The organism is Paraburkholderia piptadeniae, from assembly GCF_900007165.1.
In the GTDB taxonomy this organism is placed as follows: Bacteria; Pseudomonadota; Gammaproteobacteria; order Burkholderiales; family Burkholderiaceae; genus Paraburkholderia; species Paraburkholderia piptadeniae.
The window spans coordinates 79,797-96,650 of record NZ_CYGY02000096.1; the positions used below are offsets into that span (position 1 = coordinate 79,797).

Annotated in this window: 13 protein-coding genes; 8 read left to right on the top strand and 5 right to left on the bottom strand. The window is 56.1% G+C overall.

Features of this window, described 5'->3' with window-relative positions; all coding sequences use genetic code 11:
• Nucleotides 1–9 precede the first annotated feature (9 nt).
• Complete coding sequence (locus tag BN2476_RS39060) at nt 10–1,302, bottom strand: D-amino acid dehydrogenase (protein WP_087739525.1); 1,293 nt, start codon at nt 1,300–1,302, stop codon at nt 10–12.
• 381 nt (nt 1,303–1,683) lie between these two features.
• Between BN2476_RS39060 and BN2476_RS39065 the strand changes: the two genes are divergently transcribed.
• Nucleotides 1,684–2,598 (top strand): LysR family transcriptional regulator, encoded by a 915-nt coding sequence (locus BN2476_RS39065; RefSeq protein ID WP_087739526.1) that lies wholly within the window; start codon nt 1,684–1,686, stop codon nt 2,596–2,598.
• A 24-nt stretch (nt 2,599–2,622) separates the two neighbouring features.
• On the opposite strand, the gene BN2476_RS39070 is transcribed toward BN2476_RS39065, so the two are convergent.
• Together BN2476_RS39070 and BN2476_RS39075 are read right to left on the bottom strand one after the other, a co-directional pair.
• Nucleotides 2,623–3,222: an ureidoglycolate hydrolase gene (locus BN2476_RS39070; protein WP_175607943.1), complete on the bottom strand. Its 600-nt coding sequence runs from the start codon at nt 3,220–3,222 to the stop codon at nt 2,623–2,625.
• A 341-nt stretch (nt 3,223–3,563) separates the two neighbouring features.
• Nucleotides 3,564–4,697: a porin gene (locus tag BN2476_RS39075; RefSeq protein WP_087739564.1), complete on the bottom strand. Its 1,134-nt coding sequence runs from the start codon at nt 4,695–4,697 to the stop codon at nt 3,564–3,566.
• A gap of 901 nt (nt 4,698–5,598) precedes the next feature.
• On the opposite strand from BN2476_RS39075, the gene BN2476_RS39080 reads away from it, so the two are divergent.
• Nucleotides 5,599–6,450 (top strand): helix-turn-helix transcriptional regulator, encoded by an 852-nt coding sequence (locus tag BN2476_RS39080; protein WP_160111834.1) that lies wholly within the window; start codon nt 5,599–5,601, stop codon nt 6,448–6,450.
• Nucleotides 6,451–6,552: 102 nt separating this feature from the next.
• Here BN2476_RS39080 and BN2476_RS39085 read toward each other — a convergent pair whose 3' ends face one another.
• On the bottom strand, nt 6,553–7,452 hold the full coding sequence (locus BN2476_RS39085) for a LysR family transcriptional regulator (protein ID WP_087739528.1): 900 nt from the start codon (nt 7,450–7,452) through the stop codon (nt 6,553–6,555).
• 495 nt (nt 7,453–7,947) lie between these two features.
• Here BN2476_RS39085 and BN2476_RS39090 point away from each other — a divergent pair, with 495 nt between their 5' ends.
• The 5 genes from BN2476_RS39090 (at nt 7,948) to BN2476_RS39110 (ending at nt 13,919) form a co-directional block, all read left to right on the top strand.
• Nucleotides 7,948–9,387: an aldehyde dehydrogenase family protein gene (locus BN2476_RS39090; RefSeq protein ID WP_087739529.1), complete on the top strand. Its 1,440-nt coding sequence runs from the start codon at nt 7,948–7,950 to the stop codon at nt 9,385–9,387.
• Between the two features lie 42 nt (nt 9,388–9,429).
• Nucleotides 9,430–10,671 carry a methylaspartate ammonia-lyase gene (locus BN2476_RS39095; protein WP_087739530.1) on the top strand — a complete coding sequence of 414 codons (1,242 nt, stop codon included), beginning with the start codon at nt 9,430–9,432 and terminating at the stop codon, nt 10,669–10,671.
• A 319-nt stretch (nt 10,672–10,990) separates the two neighbouring features.
• The gene (locus BN2476_RS39100) at nt 10,991–12,169 is read left to right on the top strand and encodes a CaiB/BaiF CoA transferase family protein (protein ID WP_087739531.1); all 1,179 of its coding nucleotides are present in this window, start codon (nt 10,991–10,993) and stop codon (nt 12,167–12,169) included.
• A gap of 11 nt (nt 12,170–12,180) precedes the next feature.
• Complete coding sequence (locus BN2476_RS39105; RefSeq protein WP_160111835.1) at nt 12,181–13,035, top strand: HpcH/HpaI aldolase/citrate lyase family protein; 855 nt, start codon at nt 12,181–12,183, stop codon at nt 13,033–13,035.
• Nucleotides 13,036–13,442: 407 nt separating this feature from the next.
• Nucleotides 13,443–13,919: an Lrp/AsnC family transcriptional regulator gene (locus BN2476_RS39110; protein ID WP_087739533.1), complete on the top strand. Its 477-nt coding sequence runs from the start codon at nt 13,443–13,445 to the stop codon at nt 13,917–13,919.
• A 93-nt stretch (nt 13,920–14,012) separates the two neighbouring features.
• Here BN2476_RS39110 and BN2476_RS39115 read toward each other — a convergent pair whose 3' ends face one another.
• Nucleotides 14,013–15,407 carry an aminotransferase gene (locus BN2476_RS39115; protein ID WP_087739534.1) on the bottom strand — a complete coding sequence of 465 codons (1,395 nt, stop codon included), beginning with the start codon at nt 15,405–15,407 and terminating at the stop codon, nt 14,013–14,015.
• A 649-nt stretch (nt 15,408–16,056) separates the two neighbouring features.
• Here BN2476_RS39115 and BN2476_RS39120 point away from each other — a divergent pair.
• On the top strand, nt 16,057–16,854 hold the full coding sequence (locus tag BN2476_RS39120) for an ABC transporter ATP-binding protein (RefSeq protein WP_407670860.1): 798 nt from the start codon (nt 16,057–16,059) through the stop codon (nt 16,852–16,854).

Genomic DNA, 16,854 nt, shown 5'->3' on the forward strand with positions numbered 1-16,854 from the left:
CAACGGCGCTCAGCTGAACTGGAAGCCGGCGGGGACCGGCTTTTCGTCCATGTACCGGAAGACATTCAGGTCGTCGTAACGGATTGTCGGTTTGTTGCCGGAGATCAGGTCCGCAAGTAGTTGCGCAGAACCACAGGACATTGTCCATCCGAGTGTCCCATGTCCGGTGTTGAGGTAAAGATTCGGCAGCGCAGTATTGCCGACGATCGGGGTGCCGTCTGGGGTCATGGGTCGGAGGCCCGTCCAGAACGAGGCGTTTGCCGTGTCGCCACCGCCTGGGAATAGGTCGTTTACGCACATCTCGAGTGTGTCGCGACGTGCTTCGCGCAGACGCTTGTCAAACCCGACGATCTCTGCCATTCCTCCGACGCGGATGCGGTCGTCAAAACGCGTGATCGCGATTTTGTACGTCTCGTCCAGTACCGTTGAGACAGGCGCGCACGCTTTGTCGAGGATGGGTGCGGTGATTGAATATCCCTTGAGCGGATAGACGGGTATCTTGACGATGCCGGAGAGAAAGTTCGTGGAATAGGAGCCGAACGCAACGACATATGCATCGGCGTGTACGAGTTTCGCCCCGTGCCGCACGCCCATGACCTTGCCACCCTCGACCACAAGTCCGTCTACCTGCGTGTTGTATCGGAAACTGACACCTTCCGCTTCCGCCAGGCTTGCGAGACGAGTTGTAAACAGCTGGCAGTCACCTGTCTCGTCGCCGGGAAGACGCAATCCACCTGTCAGCTTGTGTGAGGTCGCGGCGAGCGCAGGCTCGGCGCGTGCTACTTCCGATCCCGTCAGCAGTTCGTATGGCACATTGGCTTCCTTCAGCACCGCGATATCTTTGGCTGCGCCATCGAGTTGCTGCTGCGTGCGGAATAGCTGGGTCAACCCACCTGTACGTCCTTCGTACTGAATGCCGGTGCTTGCCCGCAATGCTTTCAGGCAGTCGCGACTATATTCAGCGAGCCGCACCATTCGGTTCTTGTTGATCGCATATCGTTCCGCATTGCAGTTCTGCAGCATCTGCCACATCCACTGAAGCTGGAACTGCTTGTTGTCGTCGTCAGGGCGGATCGCCAGCGGGGCGTGCTTCTGAAACATCCACTTCATCGCTTTCAGTGGAATACCGGGTGCAGCCCATGGCGCCGCATAGCCCGGAGAAATCTGACCGGCATTAGCAAAGCTGGTCTCAAGAGCGGGCCCTTTCTCGCGATCTATAACGACGACTTCATGCCCGGCGCGCGCGAGATAGTACGCACTCGTTACCCCAACGACGCCGCTCCCAAGTACGACTACTCGCATATCGACTCACTCCACCGTCAAATTACTATAAGGATTGTTAATTACTGCAAGAATCAAGCTATCTGGTTGATGCTGCTATCGTATCGTCAACTGCGCAGTTTTAAACAACGAAATTGGAGATTTATTTAGTTGAATGTCCTGATAGACTGCGCGAAGTGCGAGTGAGAGAAGTGTGTTCGCATTGGTTGGTCGCGACTACGGGAAGCTGGTAGACGCGTTGCGAATGTGGCCAGTAATGAAGCGACTGCTGTACTCCCGGAAGCGAATAGAATAGACGCCTCAGTTTGCGTATTAGGCTAGGCCGCTCTCCAGTGTGAGAAGCCAGAAAGCCGCATCGCTTCAGCACGGTTCCGTGCGACGACTTCACTTGGACTCAACTACATGTTGCCGGATTTGGTCTCCCTCTCCCTGTTTCTTCGAACGATTGACAGCGGCAGCCTTTCCAAGGCGGCGGAGCAATCGCACATCGCTTTATCCGCTGCAAGCAGACGCATTGCATTGTTAGAGCAGCAGTTTTCCGTCAAATTGCTTGTGCGCACACCTCGCGGAACCGAACCAACGCCGGCCGGAGAGGCACTCGCGTTTCATGCTCGCCTGATGCTGCGGGAAGCCGATCGCCTGAAGACCGACCTGTCGGACTATGCAAAGGGGCTACGCGGCATTGTGCGCATTCACGCCAATACGTCAGCACTAAGTCAATATCTTCCATACGGACTTGCTTCATTCGCGAAGAAGTGTCCCGAGATCAAGGTGGAAGTTCAGGAGCGACTAAGTATTGAGATCATGCGTGACCTCCACGAAGGGGCGGTCGACGTGGGGGTTGCGTTTCCGGGACGACACGCAGTCGACGGGCTACGATGCTATCCATACAAGGTCGATCGGCTTGTGGCGGTCTTTCCTGGGTCACGCGATACAAAAGCAAAGGATCTGCGTCTGGCGGATCTTCTTGACGACGATCTTGTCGTCCTGGAAAGCAACACGGCCATGCTGACTCTACTCGAGGAAGCTGCAACGATTGAAGGTAAAGCACTGCGGTTACGTGTCCAGGTCAAAAGCTTTGAGGCCATTTGCAGGATGATCGAAGCCGGGATGGGGGTCGGCATACTTCCTCAGATCGCGGCCCAAACTTTTGGGCAGGGATTGAACCTAACCTTGATCCCCCTTTCGGACGACTGGGCTGTGCGGCAAATGTTCGTCTGCGTCAAGGATGAGCCGCTGTCACTATCAGTCCAACGCCTGGTTGACCACCTCCTGATTGACGAATCAGATCCTTCGGTTGCTGCACCCGGGCGTTAGAGCGATCCTGTCCAGTCATCGCTCCTACCACGCCGACATCAGCGCATAAACGGAAGCTGCTGCGCGATCGTCTTCAGCCTCGGCGGCAGGAGAACGCGTAGCAATCTTGTGTGGCCAGATGGGCATTTCTGAGCTTTCAGCCGTCGGCGCTCCTGTGTGAAGATGGACAACACGGTCGAAGGTTGTGGAGCGTCTTGAAAGCATGAGTGCTGTTGTCCTGCCTGCGAGCACGCGTGTCGCTTGCCAACAGCCTGGGCGGATACAAGTTCCCAGGCCGACTGGAATCTCATATGCCCTAAGGGAGCGCATATCCGGAAGTCGGGACGTCAACGGAGCGGCGACGATTTGAATCAGTGGGGCTGTCAGGGGCACCACAACTTCTTGCGTAAGCAGACGTGTCTCCAGCGTTCGAACGAATGGGTTATCGTCGCCGATGCGGGTCCACAGGATTTCCACTTCGTTTGGCGTCCCCGTTTCGAACAGATGGGCGTGCCAGCGCTTCAAAGCACTACTTTCAAAGTACGGTACATCGCTTTGTTCTCCGGGGGGCTCTCCCAGTACCCATCCATAGGGTAAAAATGCATCGGATGTTAAGCGTTCGATGGTGAGTAAGGGGACGGTCATTGGATCTAGTCGAAAGGCGAGGGTTACACGTACAACCTGAAGAGGGGCGGGAGATGGGGATCGTTGCGTAAGCGATATCGCGCGGACCCTCTTGCGCGGTTGTGGAACATTCTATCTGGCTATCTGGCGTCGGAGATACGAAGTTCGGCAATCCGGCTTCGCGTCTTTAGAAGCTTGAGGGCCGCCATTCTTTACTGGACGCTGGGTTTCGGCGGCGTGGCGAGCACAACGAACCGGGTGGTCGGCGGAAGCAAGTAATGAAAAAGGGCACACGCAGCGGGTATGAAAGCCGCGTGTGCCAACCACCCCATGCGGGCAGGAGATTCTGTGAGTCGAACCGGTCAGAAACGGTGGCGCAACCCTACGACTGTGATTGCTTGCGACGTTTTTCCAGAATCGATGTCGTATGAGCCAACGACGGCCTGGGCTTCACCGAGACCATTCTGGCCCGAAGCGTGTGTGTAACCTGCGACCGCATAGACGTCAGTGCGCTTGCTCAGGTTGTAATCGGCGCCGACGGTGAACATATGATATTTCGCCGACGAATCACCGCTGGTTTTCGTGTAGTTATATCCGGCACCAAGCAAAAAGGTCGGTGCGACTTGCCAGACACCAAACACGGAAGCGTTTTGGTACTTTTCGGCCGTCAAGAAAGCTGAAGCCGCGTCCGGATTGTACTGGGTGAAGCTGTACCCGGCGCCTAGAGTTACGCTGCCGAGAACGTATTGCCCCGCCACTCGAGTGCTGTTGACGGAGCGTGCAGAAGCGTAGGCGCTGTTCACAGAGCTATTAAACAGCGAGTCGGCTGAGCTGGTAGGACGCTTGACGAGACCAGTGTTGCCGTAGTCGAGGTGCATGTAACCGGCAGCGATACCAAACGCACCCGTATTGTATGCGACCGAAGCGCTGTACGTTTGCCCCGACCCGACCGAGCCGGCAACGCCGCCGAACGAATAGAGGGCTTCAACCGTCAGGCCACTCCACGATGGGCTGACCCATTTCACGGAATTGTTGATGCGAATGCTGTTGTCGTAGTTGTCGAAGTCCCCCGGCGTCGCGATGATGGCACCGAAGTAGTTATCGCCGGTGAGGGGTTGGACCTGATCGACGATTGGATCATATTGACGACCGAGCGTCAAAGTGCCGAATTTGTCGTCGCTAAGGCCAACGTACGCTTGCCGTCCGAACATTCGACTCCCTTGCCCAAGCGCTCCCGTCGTCGGATTAAAGCCGTTCTCAAGTCGGAAGACAGCCTTCAGCCCGTTGCCCAGGTCTTCACTTCCTTTAAGGCCCCAACGGGACCCGGACAAGGCGCCGCCGCCAAGTGCGAGCTGGGTAGACTGTCCTCCAGAGTTGTGCACGTACGTGAGGCCCGTATCGATAACGCCGTAGAGCGTAACCGTGCTTTGAGCGTGTACGGGTGATGCGAGTGCTGCGAGGCAGAGTGATACCGAGGGGAGGGCAATTTTCTTCACTTGGCGAATCTCCAAACAGTTTTGTAACGTTCGTTATTGGTCAGATAGTCGAACTGCTTTTCATATAGGAATGCGAAGCGAGCACTGCATCTGGTGAGATTTTGAGCGGCATTGAGTTACGTCTGAACCTTGCGAATTGCCAACCACGTGCTAATTTTCGAACCCTCGTTAGGCTCGAGAGCGACATTCGATGTCGTGTTCAGCGGTCGCTGTGCTGTTCAGCGGACTCGAAGTTAGACGATCGGAACGGACAGCGTCAACGCGCCAAAAACCTTTTCGGCTGCTTGACGTTCGGGATGGCATAGAGGAGCAAAGGAAGGCCGGTTTGTGCAATGTCCCAGCCTGAATTCGTCACATGCAAAGCTTGATGGACCGTTCGTAGCGAGGTAGCGGGGCGATGGGCCACTGCGTGGCCGTGTAGGAGGGCTCGAGTCTGGCTCGGTGGGGCACTACTTGCCAGCCATGCGATTTATGATGCACAGAAGCTACTGGATTGTACTCACGATCTCGCAAATACGCGCGTGTGGCATTGGGGAAGAGAGGTTCTCCAACAATCTGGCTGCTAAGCTTGAATTCTTGACGGGCTTCCGGTCGCGAACGCAGAAAATCTGCGCATGAATGGTGTCAAACGCAGATTTTCGACGGTCAGTCGGCGCTATCATGCGGAAGAAATCGCCCGCGGAAGACTTGGGTTAGCCGGGCACTGAGATGGAGTCAGGTTCAAAAGGTCATCCATTTTTCAGAATTTTCGGCGGCATCTGGTCGGCGGTGTACTCGTAGACAAGGGTGCAGCTAGCCTGCCTGTCGGGGTGGTGTTAGGTGTTACATGGGAAGGTGCATTATGGACCACGGAGACAACTGGTCGAGATACGCCGACTTCTGCAGGAAGTCTCCGTACGCAATGTTTCCACAAGAACACCGCGCTTCTCCGGGACGCCTGCCTTTTCACATGGTCACCATCGAGCAGACGACGGACCACGACTTCATGGATCCTTGTGTTCCTGAAACCGTCATAGCTCTTCCACTGTCGGCCGAGCCAGATAACAGCTGGGAGTGGGACATGGGCAACGGCTGGCGACGGGATGGCGCAGTCCCCGGCCGCATGCTCGTGTTACCTCCGGATAATGTCAGTAGATGGAGGGTAAAGGGCGCGAGACGCTTGCTTCTTCTAACCATCCCGACTGTCACGGTGCGTCGGATTCTGGGCGGTGCCGCGCCTGATCGGCTGACTGAGGCATTTCAGCCGTTGTCGGAGTCGACGTGGGAAGACGCTCTACTCACACATCTGATGACGCGGCTATGGGACGGTACAACAGGCGGACATGTTACCGATCGGCTACTTGTTGACGGGGCACTGACGACACTGGTGGCCCAACTGCTGCAGAGAGCTGGCGCCGTGGCGGGCCCCATGAAGTATGTTGCTCTGCCGACGTGGAAATTGAAGCGTATCTTCGATTATGTCGACGCAAACTTGCACGAAGAGATCGACATTGTCGCACTGTCTGAAGTTGTCGACCTTAGTGTCCGACACTTTTCCAGAGCATTCACGGAAGAGGTCGGGGAAACGCCGCATCGCTGGTTGATGACGCGACGTGCCGAAAAGGCTATGGAGCTTCTAAAGAGGGACAGCATGACTCTCGCCCAAATCGCGGAGGCCTGTGGCTTCGCAAGCCAGAGCCATTTCACTCGCGTTTTTAAGCAGATGACGGGCGCGACGCCAAAGCTCTGGTGCAATTCTGCCAAAGTAAGCTGACCAAGGGTCACCATCGGACGACCTTGGTTGCCGACACGGCCTACCGTATTGATGGCGTGAATACCCCGCGACGCCGACCAAGCACGATTCGCATGGTGCCACCTAGCTCTGATCGCCGCCCTCGCGCTTTGTCCAGGCGGCAATTGAATCCGCGATGTGTTTATGCATCGCTTTTGCGGCCGGGGCTAGGCCTTCCTGACTGAGCGACGCCAGGACGATTGCCCGGCTTTCCGCTGGATAGAACGGAAAGGCTTGAACAGAGCTACGGTAGTTGAGCATTGCCAGTCTGGGCATGACACTGACGCCGAGCCCGCTCTCGACAATCGCGATAATGGCGGCATCGTCGATTGCTCGTGCGCTCGATTTGACCGAAATCTTATGGGACATCAATAGTTGTTGGGTTTCCTTGCCGTAGTCTTCGCCCTGCAGGACGACATTATGTTCGGCCAGTTCGGCGACCGTCATATACGCTTTGCTTCTCGGCTCGAAACCGGGTGGCGTAATGCATAGCAGCGGGTCCGCGTACAACGGAGTGACGTCAAGTCCTGGCGCAGCAGGCAGGGTAATGAAGCCCAGATCGACCTGGCTTTTGAGGATCCATTCGGCGACGTCGTCATATCCGCCTTGCTCAATCACCACCTGAATGTTCGGGTAGAGCTCGGTGAACGTTCTAATGATATTCGGCAGCCACATGACACTCACACTGCTGAACGCGCCGATGCGTACGGTTCCCGATTCCAGTCCCAACAGTTTCGAGGCCTGTTGTTTTAACTTGTCATTGCATTGCAGCACTTCCCTCACCGTTGGTAGCAGTGCCTCTCCTCCGGCCGTTAGCCGCACGCCACTGCGGTTCCTCATAAAGAGCGCGAACCCCAGTTCCTGCTCGAAAGAAGCCAGTGCGTGACTCACCGCTGACGGCGACAGGCTCAACTGATACGCCGCTGCGGCAAAGCTGCCGCGTTCAGCAATTGCCACAAATACTTCGTAGGCGTTTAAAGACATATGGTGCTCGATAGATGAAATGTTTGCATCTAATATTCATATAGAACAAATTATTGCACATAATCAGGCAAGTTGGGCTGACTCTACGCCCGGTTGATGGTCGCGATTGCGGCTCGAAGATGCCTATATTGGCTGGTTTACAGGCGTCGATGTCCCGCCGTGACCCGATACATGAAAATTGTGCATCTTTGAATAAATATAAATCTCTTTTTTTGCCGGCACGGCATCCATACCATTTGTCTTGAAGGCACAAAAGTGTCCCGTCGGGCGTGCGGTGATGCCGGCGTGCGCGCCAATCGAGCCTGCATGGATTTGCAGCCAAGATGGGGCCGCTAGCAATGATGCTGAGATGGAGTGGATCACGGATGCGGGCGGCAACGAGGAATCTCCGAAGGCTGCGACTGCGTCACCGTCGGTGCTTCGATCCTTCCATTCCCGTCCGGCGCGTGCGTGCCTCGACCGATCTAACTCAATCTTAATCCGCAGGAGACGGCAATGGCCGCAACGAATCTAGACGCACACCTCTTCATTAATGGTCGATGGGAAGAGGGTCGATCCGGTTCCCAACCGAATATTGATCCTGGTACCGGCGAAAAGGTCGGTGTCGTGACGTTGGCCGATTCGACCCAGGCTCAGTCGGCACTGGACGCAGCTCATCATGCGTTCCCTGCCTGGAGCTCGATGACGGGGCAGGCTCGCGGGGCAATCTTGAAGAAAGCTTCTGCCTTGCTGGCCGAACGCATCGAGGAAATTACGCTTGGACTGCTGCTCGAATCTGGCAAGACCAAGGCTGATGCGACTGGAGAAATTCGACGCACGATCGAGACACTGGCGTGGAACGGCGAGGAAGCGAGCCGTATCAGCGGGAAAGTGCATCAAGGGATCGTTGAAGGAAGCACGCGCCTGTCGCTGCCCACGCCTTTGGGTGTTGTGGTGGCAATCACCCCATGGAACTTCCCGGCTGTATTGGTCGGACGCAAGCTGGGTGCGGCGTTAGCGGCCGGCTGCACGGTGGTACTGAAGGCATCCGAATTTACGCCCTACAGCGCGCGTGCAATCGTCCAGACACTGGTCGACGCGGGCTTGCCCGACGGCGTCGTTAATCTGCTCTTCGGCGACCCTGCGGCGCTCAGCAAGCAATTGCTCGCTTCCCCCGTGGTTAAGGCAGTGTCTTTTACCGGCTCGACCCACGTGGGCAAACAACTGGCGGCGCTGGCCGCACCGAATCTGATCCGTCCGATTTTCGAACTGGGCGGACACGCGCCGGTAATCGTCTGGAGCGACGCGGACGTCGAGAAGGTAGTGCAGGTCACCGCGCCCGCTAAATTCGGATCAGCAGGCCAATCGTGCGTCGCACCCACCAGGTATCTGGCTCACCATTCCGTTCATGACGCGCTGGTCGAAGCGCTGGCGGCAAAAGCCACGTCGTACAAACTCGGCCACGGCGAGTTGGACGCTGCAACGCTCGGTCCGGTTGCTCATGGGGGACGGGTCGCGTCATTTCTCAGTCTCGTCGACGATGCCGTTTCCAAAGGTGCAGTGATTAAAACGGGTGGCAAGAAGGTGGAACGCCCGGGGTTCTTCGTTGAGCCCACCGTGCTGTCTTCGGTCTCACGGGATGCGGAGATTCTGACTGAAGAGCCGTTCGGACCGGTCGCAACGGTGCAGTCCGTCGAAACGGTCGACGAGGCCATAGAACTTGCGAATGCGACGCCGTATGCATTCGCCGCTTACGTGTTCACCGATTCGATACGTGTTCGTGACGACCTGGTGCGCCGTTTGAACGCATCAAACATCGGTGTTAACCAGACAGCGCCATCGTTGCCGGATGTGGCTCTCGGCGGACTCGGCAACAGCGGCTATGGCTACGAAGGCGGAACCGAAGGCGTGCTTGCGTACATGCACCTCCGTCTGGTCAGCCAATCCGCGGGCTGACCAACTCTTCTCTCCAATAGAACGTATCGATACATCAACACCATGATCACTATTCAGAAAGTCATCGCGAGCCCCGGCGTTGGTTCATTTTTCTTTGACGACCAGGCCGCCATTAAAGCCGGTGCCCAGCGCGACGGTGCAGCGTACACCGGCAAGGCGATCACGCCGGGTTTCAGTGCAGTTCGTGAACCGTCCGAATCAGTATCGGTCATGCTGGTGCTAAGCGACGGTTATATCGCGAAAGGCGACTGTGCAAGCGTTCAGTACACGGGTGTTGGCGGTCGAGAGCCGCGTTTCCATGCCGGGCAACTGGCGGCGCAGATTGAACAGCGCTTGGCCCCGCATTTGAGTGGTCTGGATGTCCGATCGTTTCGCGAGTCCGCGATGTTTGCCGAACAGATTATCGACGAGATCTTTGTGGCCAAGCGCGCAGCTGCCTATGGTGTGTCACAGGCGCTGCTTGATGCTGCAGCTCACGTTGCCGGCCATCACCTGATGGCACAAGTCATCAAGGATGAGTGGCAGATCGAGAAACCGCTGGCGGCGGTGCCGATTTACGGTCAAAGCGGCGATGAGCGCTATACGAATGTCGACAAGATGATTCTGAAGCGCGTCCCGGTTATGCCGCACGCCCTTATCAACACGCTGGACCTGGTTGGTGCTGACGGCGCGGCGCTTGAGGTGTACATCAACTGGCTTCGTGCCCGAATCGCGCAACTGCGAACGAGCGACGATTACCAGCCGGTTATCCACATTGACGTCTATGGGCTGATCGGAGCTGCCGCGAACGGTTCCATCGAGGCAACCGCCAACATCATCGAACGGCTCGAGAGTGCAGCTGGCCCGCACGAGCTGCGAATCGAGCATCCGCTGGATGCTGGCAGCCGTGACGCGCAGATTGACGCGTTGGGAAATCTGCGTCGAACGCTCAAGAAGCGCGGCAGCAAGGTGGCCATCATCGCTGACGAATGGGCGAACACGGCCGAGGACGTGCATCTGTTTGCTGAGGCCGGGGCGGTCGATATGGTGCAGATCAAGACCCCCGACCTCGGCTCTCTTCACAATTCGATCGACGCTATCCTCGATTGCCATCGATATGGCGTTGGACCGGTGCTGGGTGGAACGTGCGCCGAGACTGACCTGTCCGCGCGTGCGACGACAAATATCGGTGTGGCGACGGGTGTTACGCAGATGCTTGCCAAACCGGGCATGGGGTTTGATGAGGGTTTCAATATCGTCTTTAACGAGATGAGCCGAGTACTACGCGTCGCACAAGCGCTTTGACAGGCAGCAAATCGCCAGCCAATGGGCTGCGTTTCCTGAAAGACGAAGATAAGTCGAGTCTCCCGGAACGTGGCCCGTTCGGGAACGCGATAGTACGCGGGAAGTTCGCTCTCTCGGACGGACTTCGAGATTGTTGAAGACCAGTTGCAAAAGATAGCATTCCGGTGAGCAAAAGCACTACGTACAATTTCTAGGTTCATTGAGGAATTGTTTGACCCATATGTGCGAACTGCCTGGTCTATCAGGAGTGCAACGGTGTGGTCTGCAAGCCTCTAGGGTCAACCTGTACGTTGGTACAAGATAGTAGGGAAGGTTCGATATGAAAGGTCCGCTCGACGGAGTAACAATTGTCTCGCTGGAGCAGGCTATCGCCGCGCCGTTCGCCACTCGGCAGCTTGCAGATCTTGGTGCGCGTGTCATCAAGATAGAGCGTCCTGGGGTTGGGGATTTTGCGCGCGCATACGACGACAGGGCAAAAGGCCTCTCGTCTCACTTTGCTTGGACGAATCGGTCGAAAGAAAGTCTTACGTTGAATACCAAGCATGAAAACGCAAATGCCGTTCTGAATGCGTTGCTAGCGAAAGCTGATGTCCTCGTCCAGAACCTCGCACCGGGTGCAACCGCACGCATCGGACTCGACTTTGAATCTCTGAAGGACCGCTTTCCGGGACTCATTGTCTGCGATATCTCCGGATATGGGGAAAATGGGCCGTACACGGAGAAGAAGGCCTACGACCTGCTGGTACAGGCTGAGTCGGGATTCCTGTCCGTGACAGGCACGAACGACGAAATGGTCAAGGCTGGCTGCTCAATTGCCGACATCGCTGCAGGAATGTACGCGTATTCCAACATTCTTGCCGCGCTGATCCAACGCAGAAGAACGTGCCGAGGGGTCCGGATCGACGTGTCAATGCTGGAATCGATGGTTGAATGGATGAGCTTTCCGCTGTACTACGCGTACGACGGTGCTTCTCCGCCACCCCGTGCCGGCGCTTCGCACGCAACGATCTATCCGTACGGGCCGTTCACGGCGAACGACGGGAAGACCGTCATTCTGGGTCTGCAGAATGAACGCGAATGGGCGAAGTTCTGTCAGGTTGTCCTTCAGGCACCGGATCTCGTCGCAGATGAGCGCTTTGCGACGAACGCAAGCAGAAGCAAGAATCGCGACGAACTGCGTAGCATCATCGATCAGGTCTTTGCCGACATGGATAGTAACCAGCTGGTGGCCAGGCTTGACGCTGCCGACATCGCAAACGCAAGATTGAACGACATGCACGGTGTATGGGAACACCCGCAACTTAAGGCGCGCGATCGCTGGCGGGTCGTGGACTCGCCGAATGGCGAGATTCCGGCATTGCTGCCACCTGGTGGGACGGCCTTTGAACAACGGATGGATCCGATCCCGAGTGTTGGTCAACATACCGATAGCATCCTTGCTGAGCTTGGTTTTAACCCCGCGGACGTCGACAACCTTCGGACCACGGGGGGTATCTAGCGATGGCCGATATGAAATCCTTCGACAGCGCCGTTACCTATCTGTTTGTCCCAGGAACACGTTCAGAGCGGTTTGAGAAAGCGGTTCGCTCGGGTGCGGATGTCGTGATACTCGACCTCGAGGATGCAGTTGCACCCGCGGACAAGCCAATTGCTCGAAGTGCGGTGCTCGAGTCGTGGGCGTCGCTCAACGAGGTTGCAAATGAGATCGGTGTGGCGCTGTGTATTCGAGTTAACAGCCCGCGGGAAAAAACCGGGCGTGATGATCTCGCTCTGTGTCATTTGCTAAAACCGTCCTTGATTATGGTCCCGAAGGTCGAATCGGAGGCCGAGCTGGTATCGGTTTCCAGTGAAGTGCCCTCCGCGCGTGTACTTGCTCTTATCGAGACGGCCAATGGTGTAATGGAAGCGAGGAAGATTGCGTCGGCACCTAACGTCGCTCGACTCGTGCTCGGATCGGTCGATCTCATGGTGAACCTGGGTGTCACGGATGACCGGGAACCGCTGGACTGGACGCGCTCAATGCTTGTCCTTGCGTCGGCCGGCGCGGGAATAGCGGGTCCGGTTGACGGGGTGTGCACTTCCATTAATGATCTCGAACGCGTACGTCTGGATACCGAACGTGCACGCACTTTTGGGTTCACCTCGAAACTCTGCATCCACCCCAAACAGATACCGGCGGTAAGTGATGCGTTCAAGGTGACTGACGAAGAGGTGGCTTGGGCGAAGCGGGTGATTGATGCTTCAGAGAGCAGTGCGGGTGCCGCCACGGCCGTTGATGGAGCGATGGTCGACGTGCCGGTCCTGCTACGTGCGCAGCGGATCGTTTCGCGTCACGACGCCATCCGGCGTACTGCGCCGGACTGAGACCCGGGGGTCCTGATGTGTCGAATTGCATTGCCTCCTGTGATTGCAGTTGAGATCGGGGGGGGGGCTTTTAATCCGGTCAGACGGAGGAGGCATCTAGCTCAACAGACGCTCCAGATATCGGCGAAGTCCGAAATGCTAGCTATGAATGCGGCCGCGCTCCCAAGTTGTGAGGGGAGTAGGCCGCATAGTGCATTGAGAGAGCTTTTCATTGTTCGCGGGATCTGTGCGGAGAGGCACGAGCAGTGACTGGAATGGTCGCTGGAGAGATGGCAGATAATGTTGATTCTTCGCTGAGGGAGGAATCGTATGCGTTCTGCGAAGCGAACGCGCGGCATGGCACACGTGAGTGTGTTCAAGTGAATGTTTGAACCTCGCAACTCGTTAATTGCGGTACTGTGACAATCATGGATCTCGATAAAATTGACGCTCGTCTTCTCGACCTCGTTCAACGCAACAACCGTCTGACGAGCGAAGAACTCGGTGCGAAGGTTGGACTGTCAGCAACCGGGGTTCAACGTCGCCTTAAACGACTTCGGTCTGAACGTGTGATTGAATCTGACGTTTCGATTGTTTCGCCCAAAGCGGTTGGTCGCACAGTGACCACGCTGCTGTTCATTTCGTTAGAGCGCGATCGGACAGACATCGTGGATAGGTTTAAGCAGACGATCTGCAGCATGAGCGAAATTATGAGCGCGTTCTATGTCACCGGAGAAGCCGATTTTGTTTTGCTCGTTACAGCCAACAACATGGAAGACTATGAGCGTTTCACGAGGCGTATCGTCTACGAAAATGCTGATATCAAGTCGTTCAAAACAATGGTTGTTCTGGACCGGGTTAAAGCGGGCTTCACGGTGCCGATTCCTTCGCTGATCCCGGCATAGCATAGGCTACGCGCTACCTTAAAAAAACTCCTTGACATCGGATGATGCCAAGGAGCCAACCCTTGGAGCCCACTAAACTGTCACTAAATCAGCTTAAACCCGTGCGGACATAACTTCGTTCGCAACTTGTGCAACGGCCTGGCGCGTGATGCCGACGATATCGTCGACGTCCGTTTTGGTCAAGACGAGCGGCGGCGTAAAACCGAGGATGTCCCCATGCGGTAACGCGCGAGCAATAAGACCGCGTTCACGCGCCGCTGCCGATACGCGTGCACCGATCTTCAATTTGGCGTCGAACCGTTGCTTGGTTGCCGGATCTGCAACGAACTCGATCGCTGCCATCAGGCCAACACCGCGTACTTCACCCACGATCGGCGAGTCCTTGAATGCTTCACGGAGGGACGCGAGGAAGTATTCCCCGACGCTTGCTGCGTTGCCAGGAAGGTCTTCGCGTTCAAGGATGTCGAGCGTTGCATTTGCCGCCGCGATGCCGATCGGATGTCCGGAATACGTATAGCCGTGAGAAAACACTCCGACCTTTTCGGATCCCGCATCAAGAACCTCATACACCTTTTCGCCAACCATGACCGCCGAAAGCGGAGCATATGCCGAGGTCATGCCCTTCGCCACGGTAATAAGGTCCGGCTTGATATCAAACTTGTGCGAGCCAAACATAGCACCCGTGCGACCAAAGCCCGTCACGACCTCGTCAGCAATCAGCAGGATATCGTATTTGGTCAGCACTTCCTGGATTGCCGCCCAGTAGCCCGCGGGAGGAGGTGTCAAGCCGCCGGATCCGAGCGCGGGTTCTGCGATAAACGCACCGATTGTTTCGGGGTCTTCACGCAGGATCAATTCCTCAAGCTCGCGTGCGCGACGTGCCGAAAACTCGAGCTCGGATTCGCCCGGATTCGCGCCCCAATAATAGTGAGGGGCGCCGGTCCGCAAAATGCCGGAGACGGGGAGATCCATATTGTCATGGTAAAAGCTCATTCCCGTCAGAGAGCCGGTGACAATCGTCGAGCCGTGATAGGCGCGCTCGCGTGCAATGATCTTCTTCTTCTTAGGCTTACCGCGAAGATTGTTGTAATACCAGACAAGCTTGACCTGCGTTTCATTCGCATCCGAGCCAGACTGACCGTAAAACACCTTGCTCATCTTGCCGGGGGCCATTTTGACGAGGCGATCGGAAAGCTTGGCGAGTTCGTCGGTCGTATATCCTGTGTAGGTATGGTAATAGGCGAGCTTGTATGCCTGCCGCGCGATCGCCTCTGCAATTTCTTCGCGACCGTAACCGACATTGACGCAGTAGAGTCCCGCCAACGCGTCGATAAATTCGTGACCTTGAGCATCGCGAATGCGAATTCCCTTGGCGCCCTCGATGATCACGGGATTATTCCCGTTCTTCCCGCGCGAAAAATCGTGAAGGTGGGTGAACGGGTGGAGCGTCGATCCGCGGTCCATCTCCGAAATTTTCTGGATATCCATGTCTAATACCTCAATGTCTCAATTTATCGGAGCACCGATTCCGCTCCATGGGAATTCACGCATCGGTCCCGCAAATCAAATCTCGGAGGATCGATCCTGGGTCGCAACTGCGAGGCCACTGATCGTTCTCGTGTCGAAAAATGCATCGGCGGTGGCGACATCGATAAGATTTTTACGAATCGCATTCGGTCTATCGATGTAGAAATGTTAGCTTCGATGTGCAGCCGAAAAGCCGCATTCGGAGCAATGGTCGGGCCGAAATTCTGCGATGTTTCAGAAAGACGCGAGGAATTTCTGCGTTTAGGTGAGGCGAAGCCGTGGCGACCCGGAGGTGTTCAGATTTCCCGGGCGCGCGTCGGCCCAAGCTTCGCACGAGAGGACCGCATGGGGCGGGGGTGAGGTATTGAGAATTAGTGCAATAGCTCATGCAGACCATCACGCAGAAAACCGATGATCTGGACTAGAAAAACGCAGAATTACTGCGCAAAAGCACTGCTAAACGCCGCTTTGCGTTTTTTTGACTATTGAAACTATCTAGGAGCAGCAAAAATACAGAACACGGAGAAGGAGGAAAATGAGCATCGGTCCACGTCGCAGTTTCGATCAGTTCGAGTTACCGGCGTCAGGGCAGGACTTAGACGGTGACGCAGTGACTCGGGCAGCAGATCATGTCCTGGTAGTCGAGGACATACATAAATCATTTGGTGAAAACGAAGTGCTTAAGGGTATTTCCCTAACCGCAAAAAAGCACGACGTGATCTCGATTCTGGGGAGTAGTGGCTCCGGTAAAAGCACGTTCCTTCGGTGCATTAACCTCCTCGAAACACCGGACACTGGGACGATTAGGGCGAACGGTGAAGTGATCTCCTTGCGTCGAGACGGTGGCGATCGCCAAGTTGACGCGCGAAAAGTTCGCATGCTTAGGCGGAACATGACGATGGTGTTCCAGCAGTTCAACCTCTGGGCTCACATGACTGTATTAAGAAATGTGACTTTCGCCCTGACGCATGTTCTTCAGATGTCGCGTAAGGACGCAGAGGACGTGGCCATAGCCAATCTCGAAAAGGTCGGTATGGCTCACAAGCGTGACGCTTACCCTATTCAACTTTCCGGAGGGCAACAGCAGCGCGTAGCGATTGCCCGTGCCTTGGCCATGGAGCCGGAGGTGATGCTTTTCGACGAACCTACATCTGCCCTGGATCCTGAACTCGTTCAGGAGGTTCTAAAAGTCATGCGCGCCCTAGCTGACGAAGGGCGCACGATGCTTGTGGTCACACACGAAATGGACTTCGCTCGCGAAGTAGCGAATCGTGTTTTGTTTTTCCATGAAGGGCGCATTCTGGAGGACGGATCGCCAGACGATGTGTTTAACCGACCGGCGAGCGACCGGTTCAAGGCATTCGTCTCCCGCCGGCCAATCTCGATCATCAACACCCAAGGCAAATAA

What these genes read in the sequence shown, in the direction of transcription:
- BN2476_RS39060 (WP_087739525.1), bottom strand. Translation starts at nt 1,302, where the DNA reads ATGCGAGTAGTCGTACTTGGGAGCGGCGTCGTTGGGGTAACGAGTGCG.
- BN2476_RS39065 (WP_087739526.1), top strand. Translation starts at nt 1,684, where the DNA reads ATGTTGCCGGATTTGGTCTCCCTCTCCCTGTTTCTTCGAACGATTGAC.
- BN2476_RS39070 (WP_175607943.1), bottom strand. Translation starts at nt 3,222, where the DNA reads ATGACCGTCCCCTTACTCACCATCGAACGCTTAACATCCGATGCATTT.
- BN2476_RS39080 (WP_160111834.1), top strand. Translation starts at nt 5,599, where the DNA reads ATGTTTCCACAAGAACACCGCGCTTCTCCGGGACGCCTGCCTTTTCAC.
- BN2476_RS39085 (WP_087739528.1), bottom strand. Translation starts at nt 7,452, where the DNA reads ATGTCTTTAAACGCCTACGAAGTATTTGTGGCAATTGCTGAACGCGGC.
- BN2476_RS39090 (WP_087739529.1), top strand. Translation starts at nt 7,948, where the DNA reads ATGGCCGCAACGAATCTAGACGCACACCTCTTCATTAATGGTCGATGG.
- BN2476_RS39095 (WP_087739530.1), top strand. Translation starts at nt 9,430, where the DNA reads ATGATCACTATTCAGAAAGTCATCGCGAGCCCCGGCGTTGGTTCATTT.
- BN2476_RS39100 (WP_087739531.1), top strand. Translation starts at nt 10,991, where the DNA reads ATGAAAGGTCCGCTCGACGGAGTAACAATTGTCTCGCTGGAGCAGGCT.
- BN2476_RS39105 (WP_160111835.1), top strand. Translation starts at nt 12,181, where the DNA reads ATGAAATCCTTCGACAGCGCCGTTACCTATCTGTTTGTCCCAGGAACA.
- BN2476_RS39110 (WP_087739533.1), top strand. Translation starts at nt 13,443, where the DNA reads ATGGATCTCGATAAAATTGACGCTCGTCTTCTCGACCTCGTTCAACGC.
- BN2476_RS39115 (WP_087739534.1), bottom strand. Translation starts at nt 15,407, where the DNA reads ATGGATATCCAGAAAATTTCGGAGATGGACCGCGGATCGACGCTCCAC.